Annotated in this window: 23 protein-coding genes; 1 reads left to right on the forward strand and 22 read right to left on the reverse strand. The window is 70.6% G+C overall.

Annotation, left to right across the window (positions count from 1 at the left end; translation table 11 throughout):
• Positions 1-2: 2 nt before the first annotated feature.
• From ACFY3L_RS16795 to ACFY3L_RS16855, 13 genes are all read right to left on the reverse strand, one after another.
• The gene (locus ACFY3L_RS16795) at positions 3-1,037 is read right to left on the reverse strand and encodes an ABC transporter permease (RefSeq protein ID WP_389323907.1); all 1,035 of its coding nucleotides are present in this window, start codon (positions 1,035-1,037) and stop codon (positions 3-5) included.
• Positions 1,038-1,056: 19 nt separating this feature from the next.
• A complete protein-coding gene (locus tag ACFY3L_RS16800; protein WP_389323910.1) occupies positions 1,057-1,800 on the reverse strand; it encodes an alpha/beta fold hydrolase in 744 nt (247 codons plus the stop codon).
• Positions 1,801-1,859: 59 nt separating this feature from the next.
• Complete coding sequence (locus ACFY3L_RS16805; RefSeq protein ID WP_389323912.1) at positions 1,860-2,561, reverse strand: alpha/beta fold hydrolase; 702 nt, start codon at positions 2,559-2,561, stop codon at positions 1,860-1,862.
• Between the two features lie 17 nt (positions 2,562-2,578).
• Positions 2,579-3,148 (reverse strand): carboxymuconolactone decarboxylase family protein, encoded by a 570-nt coding sequence (locus tag ACFY3L_RS16810; protein ID WP_389323915.1) that lies wholly within the window; start codon positions 3,146-3,148, stop codon positions 2,579-2,581.
• Positions 3,145-4,824 carry an ABC transporter substrate-binding protein gene (locus ACFY3L_RS16815; protein ID WP_389323918.1) on the reverse strand — a complete coding sequence of 560 codons (1,680 nt, stop codon included), beginning with the start codon at positions 4,822-4,824 and terminating at the stop codon, positions 3,145-3,147. The genes ACFY3L_RS16810 and ACFY3L_RS16815 overlap by 4 nt, the downstream gene beginning before the upstream one ends.
• A 265-nt stretch (positions 4,825-5,089) precedes the next feature.
• A complete protein-coding gene (locus ACFY3L_RS16820) occupies positions 5,090-5,770 on the reverse strand; it encodes an aspartate/glutamate racemase family protein (RefSeq protein ID WP_389323921.1) in 681 nt (226 codons plus the stop codon).
• Positions 5,770-7,332 carry a class I adenylate-forming enzyme family protein gene (locus ACFY3L_RS16825; protein WP_389323924.1) on the reverse strand — a complete coding sequence of 521 codons (1,563 nt, stop codon included), beginning with the start codon at positions 7,330-7,332 and terminating at the stop codon, positions 5,770-5,772. The genes ACFY3L_RS16820 and ACFY3L_RS16825 overlap by 1 nt, the downstream gene beginning before the upstream one ends.
• 67 nt (positions 7,333-7,399) lie before the next feature.
• Positions 7,400-8,806: an amidohydrolase family protein gene (locus ACFY3L_RS16830; RefSeq protein ID WP_389323927.1), complete on the reverse strand. Its 1,407-nt coding sequence runs from the start codon at positions 8,804-8,806 to the stop codon at positions 7,400-7,402.
• 102 nt (positions 8,807-8,908) lie between these two features.
• The gene (locus tag ACFY3L_RS16835; RefSeq protein ID WP_389323930.1) at positions 8,909-9,280 is read right to left on the reverse strand and encodes a VOC family protein; all 372 of its coding nucleotides are present in this window, start codon (positions 9,278-9,280) and stop codon (positions 8,909-8,911) included.
• 37 nt (positions 9,281-9,317) lie between these two features.
• Positions 9,318-10,226 (reverse strand): NAD(P)-dependent oxidoreductase, encoded by a 909-nt coding sequence (locus ACFY3L_RS16840; RefSeq protein WP_389323933.1) that lies wholly within the window; start codon positions 10,224-10,226, stop codon positions 9,318-9,320.
• Entirely contained in the window at positions 10,226-11,029 is an 804-nt protein-coding gene (locus ACFY3L_RS16845; protein WP_389323936.1) for an alpha/beta fold hydrolase, read from the reverse strand. Before ACFY3L_RS16845 ends, ACFY3L_RS16840 begins: the two co-directional genes overlap by 1 nt.
• On the reverse strand, positions 11,026-11,586 hold the full coding sequence (locus tag ACFY3L_RS16850; RefSeq protein WP_389323939.1) for a carboxymuconolactone decarboxylase family protein: 561 nt from the start codon (positions 11,584-11,586) through the stop codon (positions 11,026-11,028). The genes ACFY3L_RS16845 and ACFY3L_RS16850 overlap by 4 nt, the downstream gene beginning before the upstream one ends.
• The gene (locus tag ACFY3L_RS16855) at positions 11,579-12,679 is read right to left on the reverse strand and encodes an LLM class flavin-dependent oxidoreductase (RefSeq protein WP_389323942.1); all 1,101 of its coding nucleotides are present in this window, start codon (positions 12,677-12,679) and stop codon (positions 11,579-11,581) included. Before ACFY3L_RS16855 ends, ACFY3L_RS16850 begins: the two co-directional genes overlap by 8 nt.
• Positions 12,680-12,796: 117 nt before the next feature.
• Here ACFY3L_RS16855 and ACFY3L_RS16860 point away from each other — a divergent pair, with 117 nt between their 5' ends.
• Positions 12,797-13,933, forward strand: coding sequence for a flavin reductase (locus ACFY3L_RS16860; RefSeq protein WP_389323945.1), 1,137 nt, complete (start codon positions 12,797-12,799; stop codon positions 13,931-13,933).
• Here ACFY3L_RS16860 and ACFY3L_RS16865 read toward each other — a convergent pair.
• The 9 genes from ACFY3L_RS16865 to ACFY3L_RS16905 all read right to left on the reverse strand — a co-directional run bounded on the left by ACFY3L_RS16865 (position 13,908) and on the right by ACFY3L_RS16905 (position 24,247).
• Complete coding sequence (locus ACFY3L_RS16865; RefSeq protein ID WP_389323948.1) at positions 13,908-15,179, reverse strand: PucR family transcriptional regulator; 1,272 nt, start codon at positions 15,177-15,179, stop codon at positions 13,908-13,910. The two genes, ACFY3L_RS16860 and ACFY3L_RS16865, sit on opposite strands and share 26 nt — an antisense overlap.
• Entirely contained in the window at positions 15,176-16,927 is a 1,752-nt protein-coding gene (locus ACFY3L_RS16870) for a CocE/NonD family hydrolase (RefSeq protein WP_389323951.1), read from the reverse strand. The genes ACFY3L_RS16865 and ACFY3L_RS16870 overlap by 4 nt, the downstream gene beginning before the upstream one ends.
• Positions 16,928-16,940: 13 nt before the next feature.
• Positions 16,941-18,308 (reverse strand): Rid family hydrolase, encoded by a 1,368-nt coding sequence (locus tag ACFY3L_RS16875; RefSeq protein WP_389323954.1) that lies wholly within the window; start codon positions 18,306-18,308, stop codon positions 16,941-16,943.
• A 38-nt stretch (positions 18,309-18,346) separates the two neighbouring features.
• Positions 18,347-19,135, reverse strand: coding sequence for an SDR family NAD(P)-dependent oxidoreductase (locus tag ACFY3L_RS16880; protein WP_389323957.1), 789 nt, complete (start codon positions 19,133-19,135; stop codon positions 18,347-18,349).
• A gap of 1 nt (position 19,136) precedes the next feature.
• Positions 19,137-19,388 (reverse strand): hypothetical protein, encoded by a 252-nt coding sequence (locus ACFY3L_RS16885; RefSeq protein ID WP_389323960.1) that lies wholly within the window; start codon positions 19,386-19,388, stop codon positions 19,137-19,139.
• A 105-nt stretch (positions 19,389-19,493) separates the two neighbouring features.
• The gene (locus ACFY3L_RS16890; RefSeq protein WP_389323962.1) at positions 19,494-20,558 is read right to left on the reverse strand and encodes a class I SAM-dependent methyltransferase; all 1,065 of its coding nucleotides are present in this window, start codon (positions 20,556-20,558) and stop codon (positions 19,494-19,496) included.
• Between the two features lie 230 nt (positions 20,559-20,788).
• Positions 20,789-22,147: an FAD-binding protein gene (locus ACFY3L_RS16895; protein ID WP_389323965.1), complete on the reverse strand. Its 1,359-nt coding sequence runs from the start codon at positions 22,145-22,147 to the stop codon at positions 20,789-20,791.
• Between the two features lie 65 nt (positions 22,148-22,212).
• On the reverse strand, positions 22,213-23,265 hold the full coding sequence (locus ACFY3L_RS16900; RefSeq protein ID WP_389323967.1) for a hypothetical protein: 1,053 nt from the start codon (positions 23,263-23,265) through the stop codon (positions 22,213-22,215).
• A gap of 94 nt (positions 23,266-23,359) precedes the next feature.
• Positions 23,360-24,247, reverse strand: coding sequence for an HpcH/HpaI aldolase/citrate lyase family protein (locus ACFY3L_RS16905; RefSeq protein ID WP_389323970.1), 888 nt, complete (start codon positions 24,245-24,247; stop codon positions 23,360-23,362).
• Positions 24,248-24,312 lie beyond the last annotated feature (65 nt).

The raw sequence follows: 24,312 nt of genomic DNA on the forward strand, positions 1-24,312 counted from the left end.
GGTCAGCGCCCCTTTCGGATCCGCGGGTCGAGCTGGCGGTAGGCGATGTCGATGATGAGGTTGACGAGCACGACGAGGACGGCCGCGACGAAGGTCGCCGCGCCGACGATGGGGTAGTCGCGGTTGGAGACGCCGGAGATGAGCACGTGTCCGAGACCGGGCCAGACGAAGATGAACTCGACGACAACGCCTCCGGAGAGCATCCCGGCGAAGTCGACGCCGAGGACGGTGATGAGGCTGTTGAGCACCGGACGGATCGCATGGCGGGTCACCAGCCGGGCGGGCGGCACGCCCTTGGACAGCGCGGTGCGGACGAAATCCTCCTGCATGCTGTCGGCCAGGCCCGCCCGGGTCACCTCAAGGATGCGCGAGATGGGATGGATCGCGAGGACGAGGACCGGCAGGAGTATCGCCCGTGGGTCCGAGGCGAAGCCGGCCGTCGCCAATGTGGGCACCCAGCGCAGCTCGACGCCGAACAGGTAGACGAGCAGGACCGCGACGGCGAAGACCGGGATGGCCTGGCCGCCGACGACGATGACGTCCATCAGCTTGTCGTAGATCCGGCTGCGGGCGAGCGCGGCGATCATGCCGAGCGGTATGCCGATGAGCGGCGCGAGCGCGAGCGCGGCCAGGATGAGCCCGAGCGTTGCGGGCAGCCGGTGCAGCACCTCCCCCATCGCGTCGGTGTTGAGCTTGTACGAGTCGCCGAAGTCGAACAGGAACGCCCGGGTGACGAACTCCCAGTACTGCGTCATGATCGGTCGGTCGAGCCCGAGCTGGGCGCGGATCCGCAGGAGGTCGGCAGGTGTCGCGTCCTGCCCGGCGAGGGCCTTTGCCGGGTCACCGGCGATCCGGAGCAGGACGAACAGGAGCGTGAGGACGCCGATGACGACCAGGACGAGCCGCACGACACTCCGCACCGCGAAGCGGACGACGCCGTGCGAGAGGAAACGGGACCAGACAGGGGCCTGAGGCTCCCGCTCACCGCCACGGGTCGTCGCGGGGGCGGTGCCCATGGGCGCGACGTTCAGAGTCATGCGTTCAGCCTTTCCGTCGCTACGGGCACGGGCGTCGGGAGTCGTCGATGGGGTTCGCGGACAAACGGACGAGCAGGTTCGCGAGCCAGTCGGGCCGCGCGATCATCACGTCGTGAGGGCTGTCGACGACATGTCTGGACCACCCGTCGCCGCACCGGACGCGGGAGAGGTACGGACGGTCGGAGGACTCCCCTGGCCGTTCACACAGGACGTAGTCCTTGGGCAGGTCGAGCGGCCACCCACCGGGCAGGCGGACCGGGTCGGTCACGCACCGCAAGGGCTGGGGGGTGACGTTGCCGGCGATCCAGGCGTTGTCGGCCGGAGGGAGGCGGTCGTCGGGCCGGCCGGAGACGGGAATGATGTCGGTGTCCCCGTGCCGCCTCGCCCGGGCCCGGAGGGCGTCGCCCAGCGGGTGCACGTCCGCCCCGCTCTCGCCGTCCTCGACGACGGGGCCGTCGATGAGGACGACCCGCGCGACCTGCTCGGCCATGGCCCCGACGACACCCGCGACGACGACCGCGCCGTAGCTGTGGCCGACGAGACACACCGCGGCCGGAGCTCGCCGGGCGAGGACGGCGCAGACATCGTCGACGTGCGTCTGCAGGCCGACCTCGGGACCGAGCAGGTGCGCGCGATCTGCGAGTCCGGTCAGCGTCGGCGCTTCCCACTCCACCCCTGCCGCGTCGAGCAGCGGGGTCAGGCGCTGCCAGCACCAGGCACCGCGGCCGGCGCCGTGGACGAGCACAACCTTCAGGCGATTCACGGCACCTCCCATCAGGCGGAACAGCGTTCCGCACAACGTAATCCAGACCTACCGAGCGGTCAATGCTTTTCGTCGCCCTCGGTTGCGGTGATCAACCGGGCGACCGCGACCGGCCGCTCGACGTGCGGCCAGTGCCCGCAGCCCGCCAGATGGACGCACCGAACGCCACCCTCGCGCCTTCCTGCGCTGCGTACAGCCTCCCAGCCTTGGTCGCCGAAGATTCCGAGACCGTGCAGCGGCGAGTCCCGAGAGGGCACCCTGGACCACTCCAGCACCGAGGACAGCGCCTCGGCCAAGGCCGCGGGGTCGAGCTGTCCGGTCACCGCGGACAGACCCAGTTGCTCCCGCTTGTTGTTCACGCTTTCGGACCGGTGTTCCGCATCGACGATGTCGATGGGCCCCGCGGGTGCTTCGACCCAGGCCCACGACGTCTCCACGGTGACGACACGGGTGACGAGTGCCGGTTCGAGCCGTGCCGCGGCGAGCGCGACGGCGCCACCGAGGCTGTGGCCGACGAGCAGGGCCGGGCCGCGTTCCAGCGCACGCACGAGGTCGAGCACGCACCGCGCCATCGCCTCGACCCCGTAGGCCGGACCGAGTGCCGCCCCCGTGCGCGGATGGCCCGGCAGCCCAGGGACGACGACGTCGAACCGGCCCGCGAGCTCAAGGGCGAGCGGCCGCAGGTCCTCCCCGGCGCAGGCCCAGCCGTGGAGCAGCACCGCGAGCGGCCCCTCTCCGGGGTACCGGTCGTACGCGAGCACAGCGGACACGGCGTTCGTCAGTGCCTGGCCGGTTGCGCCGGCGGCAGGTCGAGGTAGACCTGCATCGACGCGTTGACACGGCAGACCATGCAGTAGAAGGAGGTGACGATGATGAGTTCGGCGGTCTCCCTGACCCCGAAGCGCGACTGGCACTCCCGCACGAGCGGCTCCGGGGCCCCACCGCCGACGACCGCCGCCGCGAGGTCGCGGACGAGGCGCTGGTCGGCGTCGAGCCCATCCGTCCCGCCGGAGGCCGCCGCGCGGAGCACCCGTGCGTCCACTCCGGCAGCGGCGGCCAGCCGCTCGTGCGAAGCGGCCACCCGCGCGTTGCCGTGCAGCCGCGCGACGGTGATGATCGCCGGCTCCGTGAGCCGCGGTTCGACCGCCAGCTCACGGCGCAGCCGGCGGAGCAGGTCGACCCAGCCCGACAGGGCCGTCGGCGCGTTCGCGAGGACGGAGAACAGCTCGGAGACGTGTCCGAACAGCTCGCGGGACTTCTCGTAGGCCTCCACCGTCTCCGGGTCCAGCGTGGACTCGGGCACCGGAGGGAACAACGCCGACGACCCGTCAGACGGCATCTTGGTCATGCCGTGAGGTAGAGCCGGTCGTAGTACTGCTCGGTCTGGACGTCGCACTGGACCAGACCCTTGAGGTTCTTCGCCGCGGCGTCCACCCACACGTCGCCGCAGGCGAACAGGAAGCAGGACTCCTCGTGGAAGAGCTCGGTCGCCTTGGCGAGGATCGCTTGACGCTTGGTCGGGTCCTGCTCACCGAGCTGCTGCTTGTAGAGCTGGTCGAACTCGGGGTTGTTCATGTGGTACGAGCCGCTGTCGGAGACGAACCGGCTGTAGGCCCGCGCGGCGTCCATGTAGGGGCGCGTGAACAGGCCGAAGTGGTAGATGTCGGGGCGCTGCTTGGTGTTGTAGAAGTACTCGAGCTGCAGCGCGGTGTCGGTCAGCGCGGTGAACTCGACCTTGATGCCGAGCTTGCTGATCGACGACTGCATCCACTCGCCGATGAGACGGCGCACCGAGCCCGTGCCCGCGAAGGCGGAGGCCATCGTGATGGTGAAGCGCGTGCCGTCGCCCTTCACGGGGTAGCCCGCCTCGTCGAGCATGGCCTTGGCCTTCTCGACGTCGTACGGGTAGTCCTTCACGGTGTCCGTGTAGCCCGGCAGGCCCTTGCCGATGAGTTGGCCGTCGTCGGCGACGGTGCGGCCCTGCAGGACGGACTTGACGAGCTCTTCCTTGTTGAGCGCGTGCTGGATCGCCTGGCGGACCCGCTTGTCACCCATCGGTCCGGTCTTGGCCTTGCCCTTGTTGTCGACCGAGTCCATGAAGGCACCGAGGTCATTGCCCTTGGTGAGCTGGATGAGCGTCGCGCCCGCGTTCTTGAGGGTCGGCAGGTTGTTGAGCGGCTGGATGTTGATGTAGTGCACGTCCCCGGCGAGGAGCGAGTTCAGCTGCGTGCCGGCGTCGGTGACCTGCAGGAAGGTGATCTTCTCGAGGGTCGGTTTGCGCCACGTCGTGTCGCCGGCCTTCTTCACGACGGCCTTGTCCGAGGCGTACGACTCGAACTTGTAGGGGCCGGTGCCGATCGGAGCCTTGGCGAAGGCGGCGTCCCGCGTCTTCTGGTCCGACCCGAGGCCTTCGTAGTACTTCTTCGGCAGGATGGCGACCTGGGCGAGGCGCTTGAGGATGAGCACGTCCGGGGTCTTGGTGACCAGTTCCACGGTCTTGTCGTCGACGATGCGCGCGCTCGCCATCGTCGAGAAGTGCGTAGCGATGCCGTAGCCCTGGGTCGCGGCCCGCTGGAAGCTGAAGACGACGTCCTCGGCCGTCATCGGCGTGCCGTCGTGGAACTTGACGCCTTGCCGCAGCGTGAAGTGCCAGGTCTTGTCGTCGACCTGCTTCCACTCCGTGGCGAGGAACGGGCGGGGCTCGCCGGTGCTGGGGTGGGTGTCGATGAGCGACTCGTAGATGTCGAAGCGCCGCGCGCCGCCGCTGACGACGACCATCGGGTCGATGGACGAGGGCAGGTTCGACACGGCGATGGTGGCGACCTGCGTGGCGGCCAGCTTCACGCCGGCCGGGGGCGTGTCGCCCGGCGCACCGTTGGGCGAGAGCGCGTCGGTGGTGTCACCGGCGGCCGAGGAGGTGTCGTCGGCGGCGCCGCACGCGGCAAGACCGAGGGCTGCCGCGCCGGACAGCCCCAGGAGCAGCGCGCTCCTTCGGCTGAGCCGGGCCGAGGGGAAGTCGTTCATGATGTCCTCCGATGAGGAGAGGCCCGGTCCAGCAGCCGGGAAGGAAGGTGGGGGTAAGGACTGCGAAAGCCGGTCGCGGTAGCGCCGTCCCGGGTCGTCGGACGGGGAATCGACCGCAATGTTTCATCTATCGGAACTGCGTTCCTCTGGATGAGATTATGAAGCCGCTGAAGCGATGTCAACGGCCGTATAGACCATGGTTGGAGCGCGTCGGCCACCGCCTCAGGAGGCGCGTCGGCACCTCCCGAGGCGGCCCGTTCCGGCCTCAGCCCGCCGGCCGCACACCGTTGTGCAGGCGGGCTCGAATGAGGTCGAACGCGTATGTTGTGGGATCAACCACCCAGCTGCCGGACCAGGGCGAAGGGCCCGTCGCGACAGCGCTGCACCCGTTGAGCACGATGCCGACGCCGGCCTGGGCGCGCTCGCGCACGACCCGACCCAAGGCGTCCGTCCATTCCCCTTGGTGGACCACCTTTTCAACCTCGAGGTTGAGAACGTCGGTCCCTCTGAAGTTCTCGTCGAGCCGGTAGGCGCGCAGCCGCGCCTCGAGCTCGACCGCGATCGTCTCGTTGCGGGTCACCGCCGAGAACGGTCTGCCGAGCCCGTACAGGCCCGCCGCGATGAGGCGCAGCAGACCGAGGACAGGGATTTCGCTGCCGGCGCCGACCTCCACGCCGGGGTCGAGGACGCAGTCCGGCACGACGACGTCGTAGCGTGCCGGGTCCAGGCTCGCCGCCACGGCGGTGATGTGCGCCGTCGCGGCCTCGATGTCCTCCGGCCGGTCGAGAGCGCGTGGCGCCCCGGACGGCAGGCCGACGAGATCCACGTCCAGGTCCGGCCCGCCGAGCTTGCGCAACCGCTCCGCCCGGGCCGCGGTGACCGGCTCGGGGAGGTGAATCGGCGAGATCATGCAGATGCGCAGCGGCGCCGCTTCGACCGCTTCCATCACCGCTCCAGGACCGACGGGACGCCCGCGGCGACGAGGGCGGCGACCTCGGACCGGTTGATCTTCGCGCTCGAGTTGCGGGGCATCTCGTCGATGAACAGCAGCCGCGTCAGCTCGGCCGGGAACCCGGCGACGGCGGCCTCGATGGCGGCCCGCTGCTCGGCGACATCGCCCTTGAAGTGGACGACGACGGCCATGTGATCCGCGGGAGCGTCGCCGCCGGCGGGCTGACCGTCCGTACGCAGGCCGATCACGACAGAGTCGAGCACCCCCGGGATCTCACCGAGGATCCCCTCGACCTCATACGGGTAGACGTATGCGCCGTTGAGTACGAAGGCGTCCTTCCAGCGACCGAGGATCTGCAGGTTGCCCTGCTCGTCCCAGCGACCGACGTCACCGGTGTAGAACCACCCGTCGACCGCCGCGCCGACGTTGGACGTGGTCGTCGGATGGAGGTCGGACGGCAGGATGTAGCCGGGCGAGATGCCCGGGCCACTCGCCCGGACCTCCCCGGCGCCGCGCGTGTCACCGCGAGCGTCCTGCCAGGGCGCGATGTCGACGGTGCTCAGCGGTGCGGGACGCCCGACGGAGGACGAGGCACCGTACTCCGGCATCGACGACGTGAGGATGGCGAGTGTGCTCGTCTCGGTGAGGCCGTAGCTGTTGACGACCTCGCCCCGTCCCGCCGTGAGCTCGCCGAGGCGGCGCAGCGTCGCGCGCGGCGTCCGCTGCCCCGTCGCGACGCAGACCCGCAGGCCCTTGTCGAGCAGGCGCTGGGCCGTGCCGGAGTCGAGCATCGCGCGCCAGGCGGGCGCCTGCAGCGGCAGGACGGTGACGCCGTCCTCGCTGTTGCGCTCGATCGAGGCGATGGAGACGTCGTCGAGGGCGATCGTCGCGCCCCCCATGAGCGTCATGCACCGCAGTGCGCCGACGGAGACGTTGATGTTCGTCGGGCTCGCGGCGAGCCATCGCTCCGAGTGGCGCAGCCGCATGCACAGCGAGCGGTTGACGGCGTCCCAGAAGTCCGCGCCGACGGAGCGGACCATCCCCTTGGGCACGCCTGTCGTACCCGTCGAGTACTGGATCCCGGACACCGTGTCGGCCGCCCGGAGGCCGACCCACTCGGTGTCGCCGTCCGGCCGCGCGACATCGTCGTAGCTGTCGGTGCCGGGCTCGGTGTACCAGACAGGAGCCGTCCCCATCGCACGCCGAGCCGCCTCGACCAGCTCCGGGCCGGTGAACAGCTCCTTGAGGTCGAGAGCCCGCACGGCGGCGTCGAGGTGGTTGTTGAGCGTGATGCCGAGCAGCACCGGCTGCAGGCCCGCCGCCTGCGCGGCGAGATAGAGCTCGAGACCGAACGTGCCCTGGTAGTGGGCGATGCCGATGCGGTCGCCGGACCGCCGGCCCCGCTCCCGGAAGCCGCCGACGAGACCGTCGACGCGGGTCCCGAGTTCTCCCCACGTCAGGGTGCGGCGCGACACGGTCGTCACGTCGCCGATGATGGCTGGGCTGTCGGCCAGCAGTTTGATGTTCTGCCTGGCCTTGAGGAGCAGATCGGTCATGGATCGCCTCCTGGATGTCCTGGGTGTGATCAGAAGGCCCCGGGCGTCGGGTCCGGGGCCGACGGGGCTAGGCGAGCGCCTGCGTCCGGTTGATGCTCGGGAGGACCTCGGCGATGACCCCCGCGTCGATCGCCGACTCCCAGATCGACGTGAGTGCCGCTTCCGCGCGGGCGCGGACGCTGTTGAGGTCGACGCCGACGAAGCTGCCGTCCTCGATGAGGACCCGGCCGTCGACCATCTCGAACTGGACGTCGCGACCGTTGCCGTAGTAGACGAGCGCCTGGACGACATCGAGCGCCGGGGCGATCGACGGGTCGGTGACGGCGACGCCGATGAGGTCGGCTCGCGCGCCCTCCTTGATGACGCCGAGGTCGGGCCGGCGCAGGATCGAGGCGGCGCGGCTCGTCGCGAGGTCCAGGACCTCGGCGGCGGTCGGCCGGTGTGACTGGGCGACGCCGATCTTGCCGAGCATCGCGGCGAACTTCAGTTCCTCGACCATGTCGCAGTTGAAGCCATCGGTACCGAGCGCGATGGAGATGCCCGAGTCCAGGAAGGACACCGAAGGCGAGATGACAGCCTCTTTCGCCTTGCGAGAGGCGCAGTGGACGATGGTGATCCCGGTGTCGGCGGCGAGCCGGCGGTCCTCGTCCGGCAGGTACGTGCCGTGCGCGGCGATGAGCCGCTCGTTGGCCAGCTCGGCCCGCTGCAGGACCCGCAGCGGGGTCGTGCCGAACCGCTCCTGCGTCGCGGCGAGCTCGCTCGGTGCCTGACACAGGTGGGTCGTGACGAGGCAGTCGAGCCGCTTCGCCGCCACGCCGACCCCGGCCAGCACGCTGAACTCGTCGGTGTGCACCGCGGCCGGCCCGAGGACCATCGTGATCCGCCCGCCCGCGGCGCCGTCCCACTCCCCGAACATCCGCTCGAGCTCCTCGAGCTCGGCCAGTTGGGCCTCCTCCGAGGTGGTCTGCTTGCGGTCCTCCCGCCCGCCGGAGAGCTGGCCCAGGCGGGCGGTGACGTCGAGCGGGATCGTCGGGCCGGCGAAGGTCCGCACCCCGACGCGGTCGGCGATGTGCAGGTAGCCCTCGATGTCGGTCGACGCGTGGTTGAGGATCGTCGTCGTCCCGGTCCGCATCATGCCCAGGACGTCCCACTCGATGACCGCGCGGAACTGCTCCCGCAGCTCGTCACGGTAGGCGTGCCGCCACAGCCGCGACAGCGGCACGTAGAACGGCATGCCCGTCGGCAGCTCGTAGTCCTCCGATACGGCCCGGCCGACGGGGCCGGCACCCGCGTGGGTGTGCATGTTGACCAGCCCCGGCAGCAGGGCCTTGTCGGGCAGCTCGATCCGCCGGGCGTCGATGCCCTCGGCCTGCGCGGCCGGCAGGACCCCGGCGATCCGGTCGCCCTCGACGACCACCGCCGCGCCCGTGCGCACCTCACCGGCACCGAGGTACACCCAGCGAGGGAAAATCACCGAACGTTCCACCATCGTCAACCGCCTTCCGGCCCCGTCGTGTGTTTTCGTTGTTGCTGAAGCGCGCGCCCACCGGCGGCGGGCGCGCGACGCCGGCTCAGCTCAGCCCTTTTCCTGCCGCAGGACGAACACGTTGCCGTCGGGGTCCTTGAAGGTCGCCCACCAGCCGAAGTTGGCCAGGAACGGCTCGGAGACGAACTCGACACCCTTGGCCGTGAGCTCTTCGTAGGTCGTCTGGATGTCGTCGCACATGAAGGTGATGCCCGAGAAGAACTCCACCTCCTCGAAGACCGGCCAGTGCAGGACCATCACCGCGTTGCGCGACGCGGCGGCCGTCTCGAGCCAGCGACGCGGGGCGAAGTCGGGCATGACGACGTCGCTGACGACCTCCAGGCCGACCTGCTCGGTCCAGAAATTCGCCGACCGCTCCTGGTCACGGACCTTGATGTTCACACCGCGGATTCCGGTGATCATGCGGGTTCCCTTCTGTTGTCGACCGATTGGATGCCCGTCACCCGCTGGGCGCCGGGTCGCGTGGGCGAGGGTGCCCACGAAGCACTTCGAACACGACGGCCGTGTCGCTGGACACCAGGCCGTCCGACAGGCCGTCGCGGTAGACGGCGCGGGCGGCGTCGAACAGGGGCGTCACCGTGCCCGCCTCGGCCGCGGCCGCCCCGATGATCTCGAGGTCCTTGGCGAAGACGTCCATGCGGATGCTCGCCGGCTCGTAGCGCCCCTGCACCATGTCGGGGCCGCGGACGCCGAGCATCCGTGAGGCTCCCGCTCCGTCCCCGACGGCGGCGAGCACCTGCCACAGGTCGAGGCCGAGATCCTGGGCGAACCCGAGCGCCTCGGCCGCGGCGACGTTGTGCACCGCGACAAGATGGTTCGCCACCAGCTTCATCAGGGTGCCGTTGCCGACCTTGCCGAGCTCGAAGTGGGCGCGCGTGAACGCCTCGACGAGACTCCTGGCCCGTCCGATCGGCTCCGGCGCGCCGCTCACGTAGGCGATGAGGTCGCCGGTCCGGGCCTGGGCACCGGTTCCGCTCACCGGGCAGTCGAGCATCTCGACGCCCGCCCGGGCGAGGCGGGCCGCCCCGTCGAGCTTGGTGCGCAGATCCAGGGTGCTCGTCTCGACGACGACCGTCCCTGGGCGCGCGTCCTCGACGAGTCCACTGAGGACGGACTCGAAGGCCGCCGCGCTCGGCAGGGAGGTGAGCACGAGGTCGCTGGCGGCGACGAGCGAGGTGAGGTCGTCGTGCACCGCGCCCCCGGCGCCGGCGAACGCCCGGCGTCGGTCAGCGTCGATGTCGTAGCCGTGGACCTCGAAGGTCCCGCGGGCAAGGACGTGCCCCGCCATGGCCGAGCCCATGACCCCGAGCCCGACGAAGCCGACGAGTGGTCGACCGGTCGCGTTCATCACCGGCTCCCTTCGTCCGGGCCGGGTCGCACCCAGTTCCGGACGAGCCGCGCGAAGGGCTCGGCGAACTCGAGCGCGCTGGCGTGTCGCGCCCCGGCGATGACGGCGCGGCGGGCGCCGGGGATCGAACGGGCGAGGCGGGCGGCACCGTCGTGGAACAGCGGCGCGTCGAGCTCGCCGTCGACGAGCAGGGTCGGCGCCGTGATCGTGCCGAGCCGCGAGGTGACGTCGGCATCCGCGAGGGCCAGGCACGCGAGGGCGTAGCCGCGCGGGTCGGTGCCTGCGAGGGTGCGCTTCACGTAGGCGACCTCGGGCCCGTCGGCGGCGAGGGCCGCGGGGGTGAGCCAAAGCTGCAACGTGGGCTCGACGAACGGGGTCACGCCCAGGCGCCCGGCGTCGGCGGCCCGGGCCCGCCACTTCTCGCGCCAGTCCTCCGGGTAGGACGGGACGGTGGCCGCCACGACGAGGCTGGAGACGAGCCCGGGATCGTGCACCCCGAGCTCGATGGCGACGAGACCGCCGAGGGACAGCCCCACGACGTGCACAGCCTGGTGACCGAGACCGCGCAGGTGCTTCGCGAGCGCGGCCGCGACGTCCGCCGTGCCGTAGGGGTCGTCGGGGACGGGGCAGCCGCCGTGCCCGGGAAGGTCGACGGAGTACACGCCGAGGCCGTCGAGCGAGGCGGCGGCCCGCTCCCAGAAGTCGGCGCCCGCGCCGAGCGGGTGCAGCAGCACGACCGTCGGGCCCTGATGCTGGCTCTGGCCCTCCCGTAGGGCGCGCCCGCGGACGACCACCCCGCTCATGACGAACTCATCTCGACGGGCGGGCTGAGCGCGCCGGCGTCGGTCCGCGTCGCGTTCATCACCATGGCGAGGGTCGTGTAGTAGCCCGCACAGACGATGAGGTCGATGAGCCCCTCCTCGCCGAGCGTGTCGAGCGCCCGCTCGTAGAGCTCGTCGGGGATGTCGTTGTCGGCGAGGACGTCGGCGACGACCGCGTAGCCCGTTGCCAGCGGCTCCGCCAGCGAACCCGGCTCCCGGCCGGCCGCGATGTCCTCCACCGCCTCCCGGGGGACGCCCGCGTCAAGGGCGAGCTGGCAGTGGTAGCCCCACTCGAAGTCCTGGTTCCGGGCGCGGGCCACCTGGAGGATGGCCGTCTCGAGGACCGCCTTGGGCAGGGTGGACCCGAACCGGAGGTGGGCGCCGACCTCTTGCAGCCGGACCATGGCGCCGGGGCTGCGCAGGAGCGGGACGAAGGGACCGAAGAGATCACCCCGGGGGCCGGCGGTGATCGCCGCGACGGCCTCCTGTTGCGCCGGCGTCAGGGCCGCCGTCGGCAACTGCGGCATCCGGTCACGCACCGCTGCCGTACCTCTCGACCATGGGCATGACCTTGGTCGCCATGAGCTCCATCGACCGACGCGCGAGCCCTTCGTCGACCCAGTCGAGGCCGGCGTAGACGAGTTCCCCGAAGGGTCCGGTCTGCTGCTCGAAGGCAACGATCCGCTCGGCCACCTGCTCGGGGGTGCCGCAGATGACGAGGTCGTCAAGGACCCGGTCAAGGGTGATCGCCTCGTCCGGCTCGTTGCGGTCGCGCTTGAACAGACCCAGCCGCCCGAGCTTCGTCATCTTGCGCAGCATCTGCTCGTAGTAGAAGCGGTAGGGGCTGTTCTGGTCGTCGCGCCCGTAGGCGCGGGCCGCCTGCTCGGTGTCGGCGACGAAGACCGTCCGCGCGATCCGCCAGTCGGCCGTGTCCGCCTCGACCCCTGCCGCCTGCTTGCCCTCGACGTACTTGCCCCAATGCGTGGCCACCCACTGGGGTAGCAGGAAGTTGGCCGACAGGGGGTGGAAGTCTTTCCGGCCCATCTCCACGACGCCCTTGGAGAAGGGCGCGACGACGGTGCCGACGACCTCGGGGCGCGGGCTCTGCAGTGGCTTGGGCAGGACGCCCACACCGAGCGGAAGGTCCATCGACCGCCGCGTCGAGACGCTGTAGCGTCCGCTCGCGGACACGATGTCGTAGGGCGGCTCGCCCTCCCAGATCTTGAGGATGACCTCGATGGCGTCGGCGAACATCGCGCCCCGGTCCTCGTCGAGGATGCCGAGCACCTCGGCGTCCGACGGCAGCGCGCCGGGACTGATGCCGAAGATGAACCGGCCGCCGGTCAGGTGGTCGAACATCGCCCCGTTCGCCGCGACGAGCGCCGGGTGCTGGTGCGACAGGTTCGTCGTGCCGGTCGCGAGCTTGATCCGGGGAGCGTCGCTGACGAGCGTCGCGAGGAACAACATCGAGTTGGTGATGTTCTCGAGATTGTCCGTCAGGTGCTCACCGATGAAGGCGTCGTGGAATCCGAGCCGATCGGCGAGGATGACCGCCTCGCGGTCCTCGCGGAGCGTCTCCGCCCAAGGGCGTCCGGGGCGGTGCAGTGGCATCGCGAAGTATCCGAGTCTCACCGGCTCAGTCAATCCGCTGGTCAACCCCGGAACAATTACGGCTTCTCACAGCATGACCGGGGCAGACTGTGGGAACCCGTGATTGCCTCGCCTCCGGCGCCGGGGTTGACTCGGGACATGAACGCCGTTCGGACGCCAAACGTTGACCGCGAGCATTTCCGCAGCGTCGCCGGTCGCTTCGCCACCGGCGTCGCCGTCCTCACGTCACGAGGCGTCCAGGCCCGAGCCGGCATGACGGTGAGCGCGCTCACGTCCCTGTCGCTCGACCCGCCGATGGTGCTGGTCTGCGTCAACCGTTCGGTGCCGACCGAGCGGAGCGTCGCCGAGGCGGGCACCTTCTGCCTCAACATTCTCGGCGAGGGCCAGGAGCAGCTCGCGCTGCAGTTCGCCCGCCCGGGCGAGGACAAGTTCACCGGGGTGCGCGTCCACGAGGGAGTCCTCGGCAATCCCGTCCTCACCGACGCCCTGGCGTCGATCGAGTGTGAGGTGTCGGACACGGTGCAGGCGGGCAGCCACAGCATCTTCATCGGCCGGGCGCGGGATGCCCAGGCGCGTGAAGGCCTGCCCCTGACGTACTTCCGCGGTGGGTTCGGCGGGCTCACGCTCGACCGCTTCAACCAGGTGTACCAGCGACTGCGCGACATGATCCTCGCGCGGGAGATCGACGGGCACAATGACATCGACGTCCCGCAGCTCGCGCGACGCCTCGACGTCGAGCCGGCCGCCGTCCTCGCCGGGCTGTCGACGCTGCGCCGTGAAGGGCTCATCACGTCGACGCAGTACGGCCATCGGGTCGCTCCCTTCACGGCCGACGACGCCGCGGAGGCGTTCGAGGCGCGCGCGATCATCGAGAAGGGGGTCGCCGACCTGACCGTCGGCTCCGTGTCCGAGGACGACCTGGCCGTCCTCGACCAGCTGTGCAGCGACCTGTCGCGGTTCATCCTCAACGACGAGTTCACCGACTTCGAGGCCTACCTCGAGGCCAACGATCGGTTTCACCGCTTCCTCATCGGGCTCTCGGGCAACCGGCGCACCATCGTCCAGTACGAGGCGCTGGCCATACCGACGATCATGGCGCACAGCTTCGGGATGACCCGGAAGAGTTCCTCGCAGTTCGTCGACGTCCACCAGCGGATCGTCAGCGGCTACCGCCGGCGTGACCTGAGCGCGGTCAAGGCAGCGATCGTGCAGTACACCACGCTGGCGACCGAGCGGGCCCGTGAACTGCTCACATCACACGGCGGATCGGTGTAGCCGTCTCGTTCAGGCCGGCGAGCAGGTCGTGCAGCCGCAGCGCGAGCATGAGCTCGGCCTGGCGGGACTGCAGGTCGTGGCCGAGCAGCTCCTCGATGCGGTGGACGCGGTTGCGCACGGTGTTCTCGTGCAGGTGCAGGGCTCTCGCGGTCGCGGCGTAGTTGCGCTCGCGCAGCCAGACACACAGGGTCTCGCGCAGCACGTCGAGTCCGCTGCCGGTGCCGCTCAGGGTCGCAAGCTCCTCCTCGACGAGCTGGGCGGCGATGGGCAGGTCGTCGAGGAATATCGCCTCGAGGCGGACGTCGGCGTACTCGATGACTCCGTCACCGGCAAGCTGGTGGCGCCGATGCTGCCCGGCGAGCGCCCCTCGAATCCGACGCAGCCGCCCTGTCTGGCTGTAGGTGTGGCGCAATCCGTCGAGGCCACGCGCGGGCGCGCTCACCTCAGCGGCGACACCGTGCTCGGCGAGCAGCCGGCGCAGCCCGGCCCGCGCCTCGGCGGTCCACGCCCGCCGGGCGAGGAAGCGCACCTGGGTGCCGTCCGGCTCGGTGTGGGGCAGGACGTCCGTCACGGCACAGGTCGCCTGAGCACGTCGTACCCAGTCGGTACTGCCGGCATCGCCACGCGTCGCGACGGCGATGTGGTCGGCATCGATGTCATAGCCGAGTCCGAGCAGCTCGAACTTGTCGGGGACGTGGTCGCTGCTGAGCAGGTCCTTGACCAGGCGGAAGCGAAGGTGGTCCCGCGACCGCTGCAGGCTCTCCTCGGTGACCATGTGCTCGCGGGCCACCTGGGCGAGCGCCGCGTTCTGGTAGGCCATGACGAGTTCGGTGAGCAGGCGGGCCCCCTCGCACCGGCGGGCCGGGTCCGGCTCGACAGCGTCGAGGCGGCCCACCCAGTCCCGCCACATGGTGAGGAACCCGACGCGGTAGGACAGGTGGAGGGATGCCTGCACGACGCGCCGCCGGGCCTGGACGACGGCGAGGCGCCGGGGCTGCACGAGGTCGAGCTCGTCGAGCTCGACCTCGCCCATCGCGACCCGGTGCAGGGTACGCACGTTCTCCGTGACGCTTGCGGTCAGCTGGGCGACGAACTCCTCGTCGTCGCGCAGGTGATCGAACGCCGCGTCGAGGTCGACCGCCACGACCTTCGCGATGAGCTCGGCCGTGACGGCGGACCTGAGGGCTTCCCGCAGCCACGAGGGCAGCTTCGGGGGGCAAGCGGACTCCGGAGACACGGCGATCACCGCTCCTGGAAGGGCAGCAGGACGCTCGATCGGTGGTCACCGCCGCAATGGACACGAACCCGCGCGGCGTCCCGCCGCGCCGGACGGTCGACCGGGTCGTCGTGCAGGAACGGCCCGCAGCCCTTCATGGCGTTCTTGAAGTTGGACATCGTCACCGAGGCCTCGAGCTCGGGATTCTCGTAGTCCCGGCCGCCGATGGTCACCGCGAGCGTGTAGCCGGCGGGGACGACGATGCACGTCGGCCAGACCTCGACGTCGACCTCGTACACCTTGTCCACCTCGACGGGCAGGGCACGCGAGTGCGAGTGGATCGGCCGCCACGGGGTGGAGGCGGCCTCGTCGAGCTCGCGGTGGCTCAGGCGCTGCCACCCCATGCTGATCGGCGCGTTGGGGTCGACGGCACCGGCGAAGGTGACCTCCTTGCCGTCGGGGTCGAACAGCCGGACGGTGAGGAAGATGTCGGCGTCGTCCGAGTCGGTGGACACGAACAGCTTCGCCGAGACCGGACCGGTGACCTCACGAGCCGTGTCGGTCGCCGGCAGCCGGAAGGTGACCTCCTGGCCGCCGGAGAACTCGACGGATCCCGCTGCGGCGTCGCGCTGCTCGACGAAGTGGAGCAGGTCGGGGTCGAGTTCGAGACGCCGCCACGCCGTCTCGGGGAGCGGCCACGCGGACGCGGCCCGCTCCTCGTAGACCTCACCGGGTGAGCGGACGAGGAGGCTCACGGGCGGGCGCTGGTCCCAGCCGTTGTCGGCGCCCTTGAGGAAGTGGTCGAAGAACGCGAGCTGGATCTGCCGCCCGTAGTCCGTGTAGTAGGTCGTCCAGTGCTCCAGGCCATGCATCTCGAGCCACTTCTGCGCGCTGCCGGCACGCAGGAAGCCCTCGACGTTGCCGCGCAGGTGCAGCCCGGAGCCGCCCCAGTTGCCGGCGCTGAGCAGCGGCACCTCGATGTTCTCCAGCACGCCGGAGCGCTCGCGGTGCCAGTCGTCGAGCAGCGGGTGGGAGCGGATGACCGCGCCGAAGTCGCACCGGTTCGCGGCGAGCTCCTTCTCGCTGAGCGTCTCGTCGCCACAGACGTTGAGGCCGGTGATGGGGTTGACCGGGCCGCGGTCACCGAGACCGTACTGGACGACCTTGATCTGCTTGTCGTACCAGTGCTCCCAGAACGTCGACAGGATGCCGCCGTGGCGGGACGCGTCACGGTAGAAGTCGCTCGCGCCCTCCCAGACGCAGACCGCGGCGAGGCCGCGCGGCCGTTCCGCCGCGACCTGCCACTGGTTCATCCCGAAGTAGGACACGCCCGAGGTGCCGACCTTGCCGGTCGACCAGGGCTGGTCCGCCGCCCACTCGATGCACGCGACGTAGTCCTTCGTCTCGCGTGCGGAGAAGTGATCGATGTAGCCGGGCGAGCGGCCGCAGCCCCGGGAGTCGACCCGCACGATGGCGTAACCGTGCGGCACCCACTTCTCCGGATCGACGACCTCCCAGTTCTGGTACGCGCAGGAGCTGCCCGCGGCGACATCGGGGTGGTCGCCCGACAGCGCCTCCCACGCCGTGGGGTAGCCCACCTGGAAGGGCAGCCCCTTGGCGTAGGGACCGTAGCTGATGAGCACCGGGTAGCGTCCGGGCTCCTCCGGCAGGAACACGTCGGCGGCGAGCGGCAGGCCGTCGTCCATCGTGATGGTGACGTCCCACAAGATCCGCATGCCGTCGCGGACCTGCTGCATTCGGGCGGCGGTCTCGGTCACGAGCCTGCAGACCTCACTTCTCGGGAATGTGGACGATGAGGTCGACGCTGAGGGCGCAGCCCGGGACCTCCTGGAAGTCCCGCGGGACCTCGTAGAACCCGGCCGCGGGCAGCCCGTTCGTGAAGGGCTCGGGCCAGGCCTGGAAGACGGCGGACAGGTCGTCGAGGTCGGACAGGAACAGGTCGGCGCGGACCGCGTTCTCGATCGAGGTCCCGGCCGCCTCGCAGATCGCGGCCACGTCATCGTGGATGCGCCGCACCTGGTCGACGATGTGGCGGCGGGTGTGCGGCAGGCTGCGGGCAAAGGCGCTGTCGGGCGCACCGGAAGCGGTGCGGCCGAGCTGGGTGGACAGGAACAGGAAGGAATCGCTGCGGACGGCCTGGGCCTGGTGCCCGATCGGCGCGAGCGCGTTGTCCGTGCGGATGATGTGGCGGTCGCCGCCGTGCCCGGGACGCGCGACGATGACGTAGATCTCGACGTTGCCGCCCTTGACCCCGCCGATGCCGGAGACGGGGACGATGGTGCGCGCGGGCGGGTCGGTCGGCCAATGCCGGGCCCAGACCTCGTCGATGGCGGGCAGCTGCCGGACGCCCTCGGGCGTGAGGTAGATGACGACCTTGATGACGTCACGCCATTCCCCGCCGGCCGCCTCCATCGTGATGCGGATCTGACGCAGCGTCTCATCAGTCTCCGCGGCGACCTGGTTGCCGTACCAGATGTGCTGGGGCACCCGGGCGTTCGGGTGCAGGCCGGACTCGAAGTCGGTCGGGATGAAGCCCGCGCTGAACAGGTAGGGGCCGGACTCGACGCCGACCGAGTAGCCACCGAGTGGGCTGTGGACGTCGTGAGCGTAGGCGCGCTTCTCGATACCGGAGTCGTCGAGCAGCGAGATGAGCTGGATCTCGACGTGCGTGTCGGTGGCGACGAGGCGCTCGACGGGCAGCAGGCAGCTCGCCGGGCGGTCGGACAGAAGGAACTCGTCGCGGCCCTGGATGTACGAGTGCGCGACGAAGCGCCAGTCCTCCCAGTGGGTCTGGTAGCGCGGCGTCCACCCCGGCTCCAGGTGCCCGTCGGTGTGGAAGGTCGGTTGCCACTGGTTGATGCACACGCCCTGCTCGAGGCTCGACCCGGCAGCGGTGAGCGCGGAGTCGAGGCGGCGGTACACCTCGCGAACCTGCTTCTTCACCGGGTGGCCGCTGTGCAGCGGCAGGCCCGGTTCGACCTGTGCGGCCTCGGCGAGCCCACCGTTGTCGAAGTCGGTGGCGCTCATCGAGGCGGTGAACGCGAACGGGCCGGCGGTGACGACCGGGCTACTCGGGTACCAGTCAGGAAAAGACGCGTCGGGCACGTCGTGGACGACGCGAGGGCTGTTCTTCGTCATGGCGAGGCCTCCAGGGGTTGTGATGCTCGGAAGGCGTTTCAGAGGGTCTGGCCGCCGTCGACCATGAGGGTCTGGCCGAGGATCATCCCGTTGACGGGGCTGAGCAGGAACGCGGTGGGCAAGATGAGCTCGCGGGCATCGAGGATGCGGCCGGCCGGGATCCCCGCGACGACCGACGCGGTGAAGTCCGGGTCGGCGAAGAGGGCAGCGTTGACGGGCGTCAACGTCGCGGTCGGGCCGATCGCATTGACGCGGACGCCGCGCGGCGCCCACTCGACGGCGAGAGTTTCGGCGAGCATCGACACGGCGGCCTTGCTCGCGTTGTAGCTCGACCAGTCCGGGAAGCCGCGGCGGGCGAAGCTCGAGCTGGTCAGGACGATCGAGCCGCCGCCGGTCATCCTCTTGGCCCCGCTGCGGGCCGTGAGGAACACGCCGTTGAGGTTCGTGTCCACGACGGAGCGGAAGTCGTCGGCGCTGACCTCGAGCGCGGGCTGGACGACGGCGATACCGGCGTTCGCGACGACACCGTGCAGACCACCGAAGGTCTCGACGGCGCGGTCCATGGCCGCCTCGACGGAGGCCTCGTCGGTGACATCGGCGACGGCGTAGGCGAACGAGGTGCCGGCCTGCGCGGCCTGCTCCGCGACCGCGGCCAGTCCCTCCTCCCGCCTGGCGAGACCGAGGACGTTGACGCCGAGCTCGGCGAGGCCGAGGGCCACCGCCTGCCCGATGCCGGAGTTGGCGCCGGTGACGACGACGGTGCGCCCGGCGAGGCCGAGGGCCTGCCCGAGCGAGGAGCGCAGCGCGGGATCGATGAGCATGGCCATGTCAGTGGTCCATCTGGGGAGCGCCGAGGACCCGCTGGATGAGGCGCATCCGCTCACGCCGGAGCACGGCCTGCAGCCGCTCGGAGGGCAGGTGCTCGTCGACGGTCGACTCGGACAGCGGGCCCTTGCCCACGAGGACCTCCTCGAGGACGAGCAGCCGGTCCTTCGTCACCCACAACTCCTCGACGAGGCCCTCGATCATCCGGGCGAGATCGTCGATCGTCGCGTGCTCCAAGTACTTGGGAACTTCCATGGCTTCCTCTCAGGGGGTGGCGCGGTGCCGTACCGCCGCCTTCGCACGGGGCGGCAGCGGGCTTTGCGGCCCGTGCCGGCTTGTCGGGCTCGAAGGCGTGGTATCTCAGGCTGCGGGCTTGACGCCCTTGGTGATCCACGGGTAGTTGGCCGCGCCCACGCCGTACTCCTGGACGTCGACGAACCCGGCGGATTCGAGCAGAGCCTTGCGGTCGGTGAGGAGCGCACCGCGCCAGAACGGCTCGTTGCGGTTGTCCGTCTCCCAGTCGAGCACGACCGAGCGGAAAAGGCTCTCGTGCTCGCTGTACGGCGCGACGTCGGCGACCAGGAACTCCCCGCCCGGCTTGGTGACCCGGAATGCCTCCTTGACCACGGCCTTGGCCGCCGGGGCCGGGATCTCGTGGAAGAGGATGAACGCCGTGGTGAGGTCGAAGGTGTCCGCGTCATAGCCGGTGGCCTCGGCCTGGGCCTGGCGCAGATTCCACTCGAAGCCGTTGCGTGCGGCGACGAGCTTGGCGTGCAGCAGCTCGCTCGGGCCGAGGTCGACGCCGTGGATCTTCGCGTTCGGATAGGCGTGCTGCAGGGCGAGGGCGTAGCGGCCGGTCCCGATGCCGAGCTCGAGGATGTTGTCGTAGTGGTCGCGGTTGCCCTCGACGGCGGTGATGTAGCGCAGGTCGGAGAAGTGGCTGCCCGGCTTGATGGCGCCGATCCCGCCGGTCGCGAAGATCAGGTCGTAGACGTAGTCGTGGATGATGAAGCCCATGTGCTCGTGGCCGTCCCAGCCACCCGGCGTGAGGTGGAACTCCGTCGTCCAGTATTCGGGGATCTCGACGTCCGGGTTGAGCTCGAGCACGCCGCCCTTGCCGGCGTTCGCCTCGTACTCCGCCTGGATCTCCGCCGCCCCGTCCTCGTACGCCTCCAGACCCGCCACGAACTGGCGCTCGGCGATGAGTCGGGTGTAGAAGCGGTCCCAGGCGAAGGACTTGGAGCCGTTGAGCAGCTCGTAGCCGAGGCGCAGCCGCTCGCGGTCACCCTCGGGAAGGGTCTCGCTCTCGAGCCGCTTGTCCAGCGTCCGCTCGGCCGAGGCCTGCAGCTCCCGGCCGCTCCATGCGGCCAGATCCGCAAGCAGATTGAAGTTGGCCCGGCCGCGCTGCTTGAGACCTGTCTTCACGTTCATCCCTCCATGGGTGAGCCGGTGAACATTCCGCTATGCGTAACGCCGTTCCATTGAATTGCACCATAGCGATCTAGGTATCCGGTGAACAAGAGGCTCGCGCCAAACTCGTCCGACCACTTCGTCACGGTCACCGGCTCCTTGTTACGGCCACCGTCCTCTTTGTTTCGGTCAGCGGCTTTGTTCGGTCAGCGGCTTGTTCGGCCGCCGCCGTCCTCTTGTCTCGGTCAGCGGCCCGCCAGCCGGCGGCCCGCGTCCTCGGCTGCGATGAAGGACAGCCCGAGCGCCGCGAGCAGCCCGTTGCCGGCCAGGTAACCGTCCGCTCCCCGGCCACTCATGCCCACGGCGGCGCCACCCGCCGCATAGAGCCCCGCGATGGGCTCGCCGGCGGCGTTGAGGACGCGGGCCGAGCCGTCGACAGCAAGCCCTCCCTGGGTGTGGAAGAGCGCGGGACGCACCTCGACCCCGTAGAACGGCGCGGCAAGGTCCGTCTCGCCCCATCGGGAGCGCCCGTGCGGGTCGGTCGCGCCGCGGCGCCCGGCCGCGGCCTGCGCGAAGGAGACCTCGAGCCGGTCGGCGGGCAGGCTGAGCCGCTCGGCGAGCCCGGCCACCGAGTCGGCCTGACGCAGCACCCCGGACTCCTTCGTCTGGCGGAAGTCCTCGAAGGCGAGACACGCGTCGTGGATCCGCTGGTCGAAGATGATGAACGCGCGGTGGTCCGGCTGAGTGAGCTCGAGCGCGGCGAATTCGGAGTAGCCCTGGGTCTCGTCGGCGAAGCGGTCCCCGCTCGTGTTGACGATGAACCCGCCGTGCATCACCGTCGCCCAGCCGACGAGGATGCTGCTGAGCGAGAGCGCCCCATGGCCCTGGTACGCGTCGAGGCAGTCGACGGCCGCACCGAATGCCCGCCCGATGCTCAGCGCGTCGCCGCGCGAGGCCTCGCTGCCGTGGTAGACGGCGCCGGCGATCTCCGGGATGTGCTCCGCGACGAGCGCGGCGTCGGCTCCGAAGCCGTTCGTCGCGAGGACGAGGACATCACAGGAGATCTCCTCGGTCGTCCCGTCCGGCGCCTCGGTGACGGCGACGAGCGCATCGTCCTGGTGCCGGGCCGCGACAAGCCGCGCGGGAACGACGATGTCGATCCCCCGCTCCCGGGCGACCCGGTGGAGCATGCCGAGCAGGATCGTGCCGTGCCGTCCCGGCACGGTGTGGCAGCGGTGCCGGGTGTGCCCGGGGTACTCGAAATCCGTGACGAGCTCGAGTGGCAGCTTGAGCGAGCCGGCCAGCCACTCGACGAGCGGGGCCGAGATCCGGCTCAGCGCCTCGGTGACGACCGGGTTGGCGCGGCCCTTGGTCTTGTGCCGGACATCGTCGGCGAAGATCTCCGGCGAGTCCTCGACTCCCGCCTCCTGCTGGAACAGTGATCCGGCACCCGGAATCATGGCCGTCGACATCGCCGTGTTGTTCGCCCGCAGGAAGTGCTCGTTCGCGTCGATCACCGCGACCGAGAGGCCGAGCTCCTGGGCCCGCAGCGCCGCGACGATGCCGCCGCCCGCACCGGCCACGAGCAGGTTGACGTCCGCCATCTCAGTTCCTCCTTCGGGCGGCCCGCGGGGCCACCTCAGTGCTGCTCATCGGGCGCCGTGACGCGTCACCGCTCATCGGGCGCCGTGACGCGTCGGAACGGCGAGCCCGGTCGGCGGTTGGCGATCGCGAGGCCTATCCCTCGGGGGGAGTCGTCGTCGGCGAGCGAGCTGAAGCCGTAGTAGTACAGGTGCAGCCGGTCCTCGACAGGGACCAGCCGGGTCGCGGCCGCTCCCAGGCTGTCCCACGCGCCGGGTTCCCCGGCCGTCAGCACCGGGCCGTCGGACCGGTGGTGCCAGTGCCGGCCGTCGTCGGATTCGGCGGTCGCGACCGAGCGGCCATGGCGCTCGTCGAGCCCGGTGTAGAGCATGAGCCAGCGGCGGCCCTCGCCGAACGGGTTCTCGAGCACCTGCCGCGTCACGATGCCGTGCGAGTCCCAGGGACGCTCGCCGTCGGCCCAGACGAGCGGCCCCACGCCGGCGAAGGCGACCCCGCCGGCGGACACGAAGGTGTCCGTATGGAACATGCCGAGGTCGAGGGTCGGTGAGGTCGTCTGGAGAAAGATCGTCCCGTTGGGGTCACCGAAGGCGTTCGGCCACGCGCGGTACAGCCGGTCCGGGTCGTAGTCGAGAAGGGCACCGCCGGTGGCCGGGCCGGCAATGCGGGTCCAGGTCACCCCGTCGGGGCTCGTCGCATGCCCCGGGCGCATCCCGAGCCCCGTCACCGCCCCGAGCGGTGTCCGGCTCGCCCGTTCGGTCAGGTCGCCCCCGAAGTACCACAGGTGCCAGAGTCGCCCGTCGAAGGTGACGTCGGTGAGCCCGACGTGCGAGGCGTCGAATCCCGTCGGGTCACCGCTCGGGGCGAACACCGAGCCGAGCTCTTCGGGGCCGTCGAACCTCTCCCACCTGATGCCGTCGGGAGAGGTGGCCAACGCGATCCGCCCAGACCCCAGCGTTCCCGGTGCCGGGCGGTCATAGGCGCAGTCCCGGCAGTAGTACCACATGAGCCAACCGCCGTCGGTGCGGTGCACCACGGCGCCACCCACCCGGTAGTCGTCACAGCGACCTGCGGGGCCAGGCCCGAGGACGAACCCGTCCATACGCATCGTGCGGCCTCCCATCCGTATTACCGTGGTCCCCGGCCGCAGCCACCCCGTTCGGCGCGGCACCTTCAGCTACCTGTGCGTGTGCTCCGGCTCGCGCCGACGCCACCGCTCACATCTGCCGGAGCGCCTGAACTCGCTCGTGCACGGCGACGACGTGCTCGGCTGCCGCGGCCATGGCCGTGTCGACCATCTGCCCGTCGGGCAGGACGACGACACCCGCCGCGATCTGCTGGCCCCGGGCGAGCGCCGCGAGCAGGCTCCTGGCCTTGTCGACCTGCGCCGGCTCGGGCGCGAAGCCCTCCACGATCAGCGGCAGCTGCTTCGGGTGGACGGCGGTGCGCCCGAGGAACCCAGCGGCACGCCCGGCCGCGCAGGACCGGAGCAGGCCCTCGTCGTCGTTCAGCCGGGGGTGGACCGACATCATCGGCGGTGGCAGCCCAGCGGCGCGGGCGGCGACGACAAGTCGCGAGCGCACCCAGTCCAGCCCGCCATCCCCGGTCAGCCGCAGGTCCGAGCGCAGGTCGGCCTCCCCCAGGGCGACCGACGCCACGCCCTTCGCCGCGGCGATCTGCCCGAGCCGCTCGACGCCGAGGGCCGTCTCGACGAGGACCGACACCGGCACGTCCCGCTCGAAGCAGGCACGCGCCGATTCGACGTCCTGGGCCGTCTCGACCTTGGGCAGCCGGACCGAGTGCACGGTGACGACGGCGAGGACCTCCGCGAGCGCCTCGAGGTCTGCCTTCCCCCATGGACTGCCCACCGGGTTGACCCGGACGCAGAGGCGCGCGGCCTCGGACACCGACGCCCGGTGCCGCAGCAGGTCGACGATCTCGCGCCGCGCCGCGTCCTTCCGGCTGGGCGCGACGGCGTCCTCGAGGTCGACGATGACGACGTCGGCGATCGTCGCGAGGGCCTTGTCATGCCGGTCCGGGCGGTCCGCCGGCACGTACAGTGCGGTGAGCTCGGGTGCGGAACTCCGCGCCTTGAAGGGATCCACGCTGTCCTCCTCTCGCGTCGGGGCCGGTTGTCGCGGGCTGCCCGGGCCGCAGACCTCGGCCCGGG

It is taken from the genome of Dactylosporangium sp. NPDC000521, from assembly GCF_042898305.1.
Taxonomy (GTDB): domain Bacteria; phylum Actinomycetota; class Actinomycetes; order Mycobacteriales; family Micromonosporaceae; genus Dactylosporangium.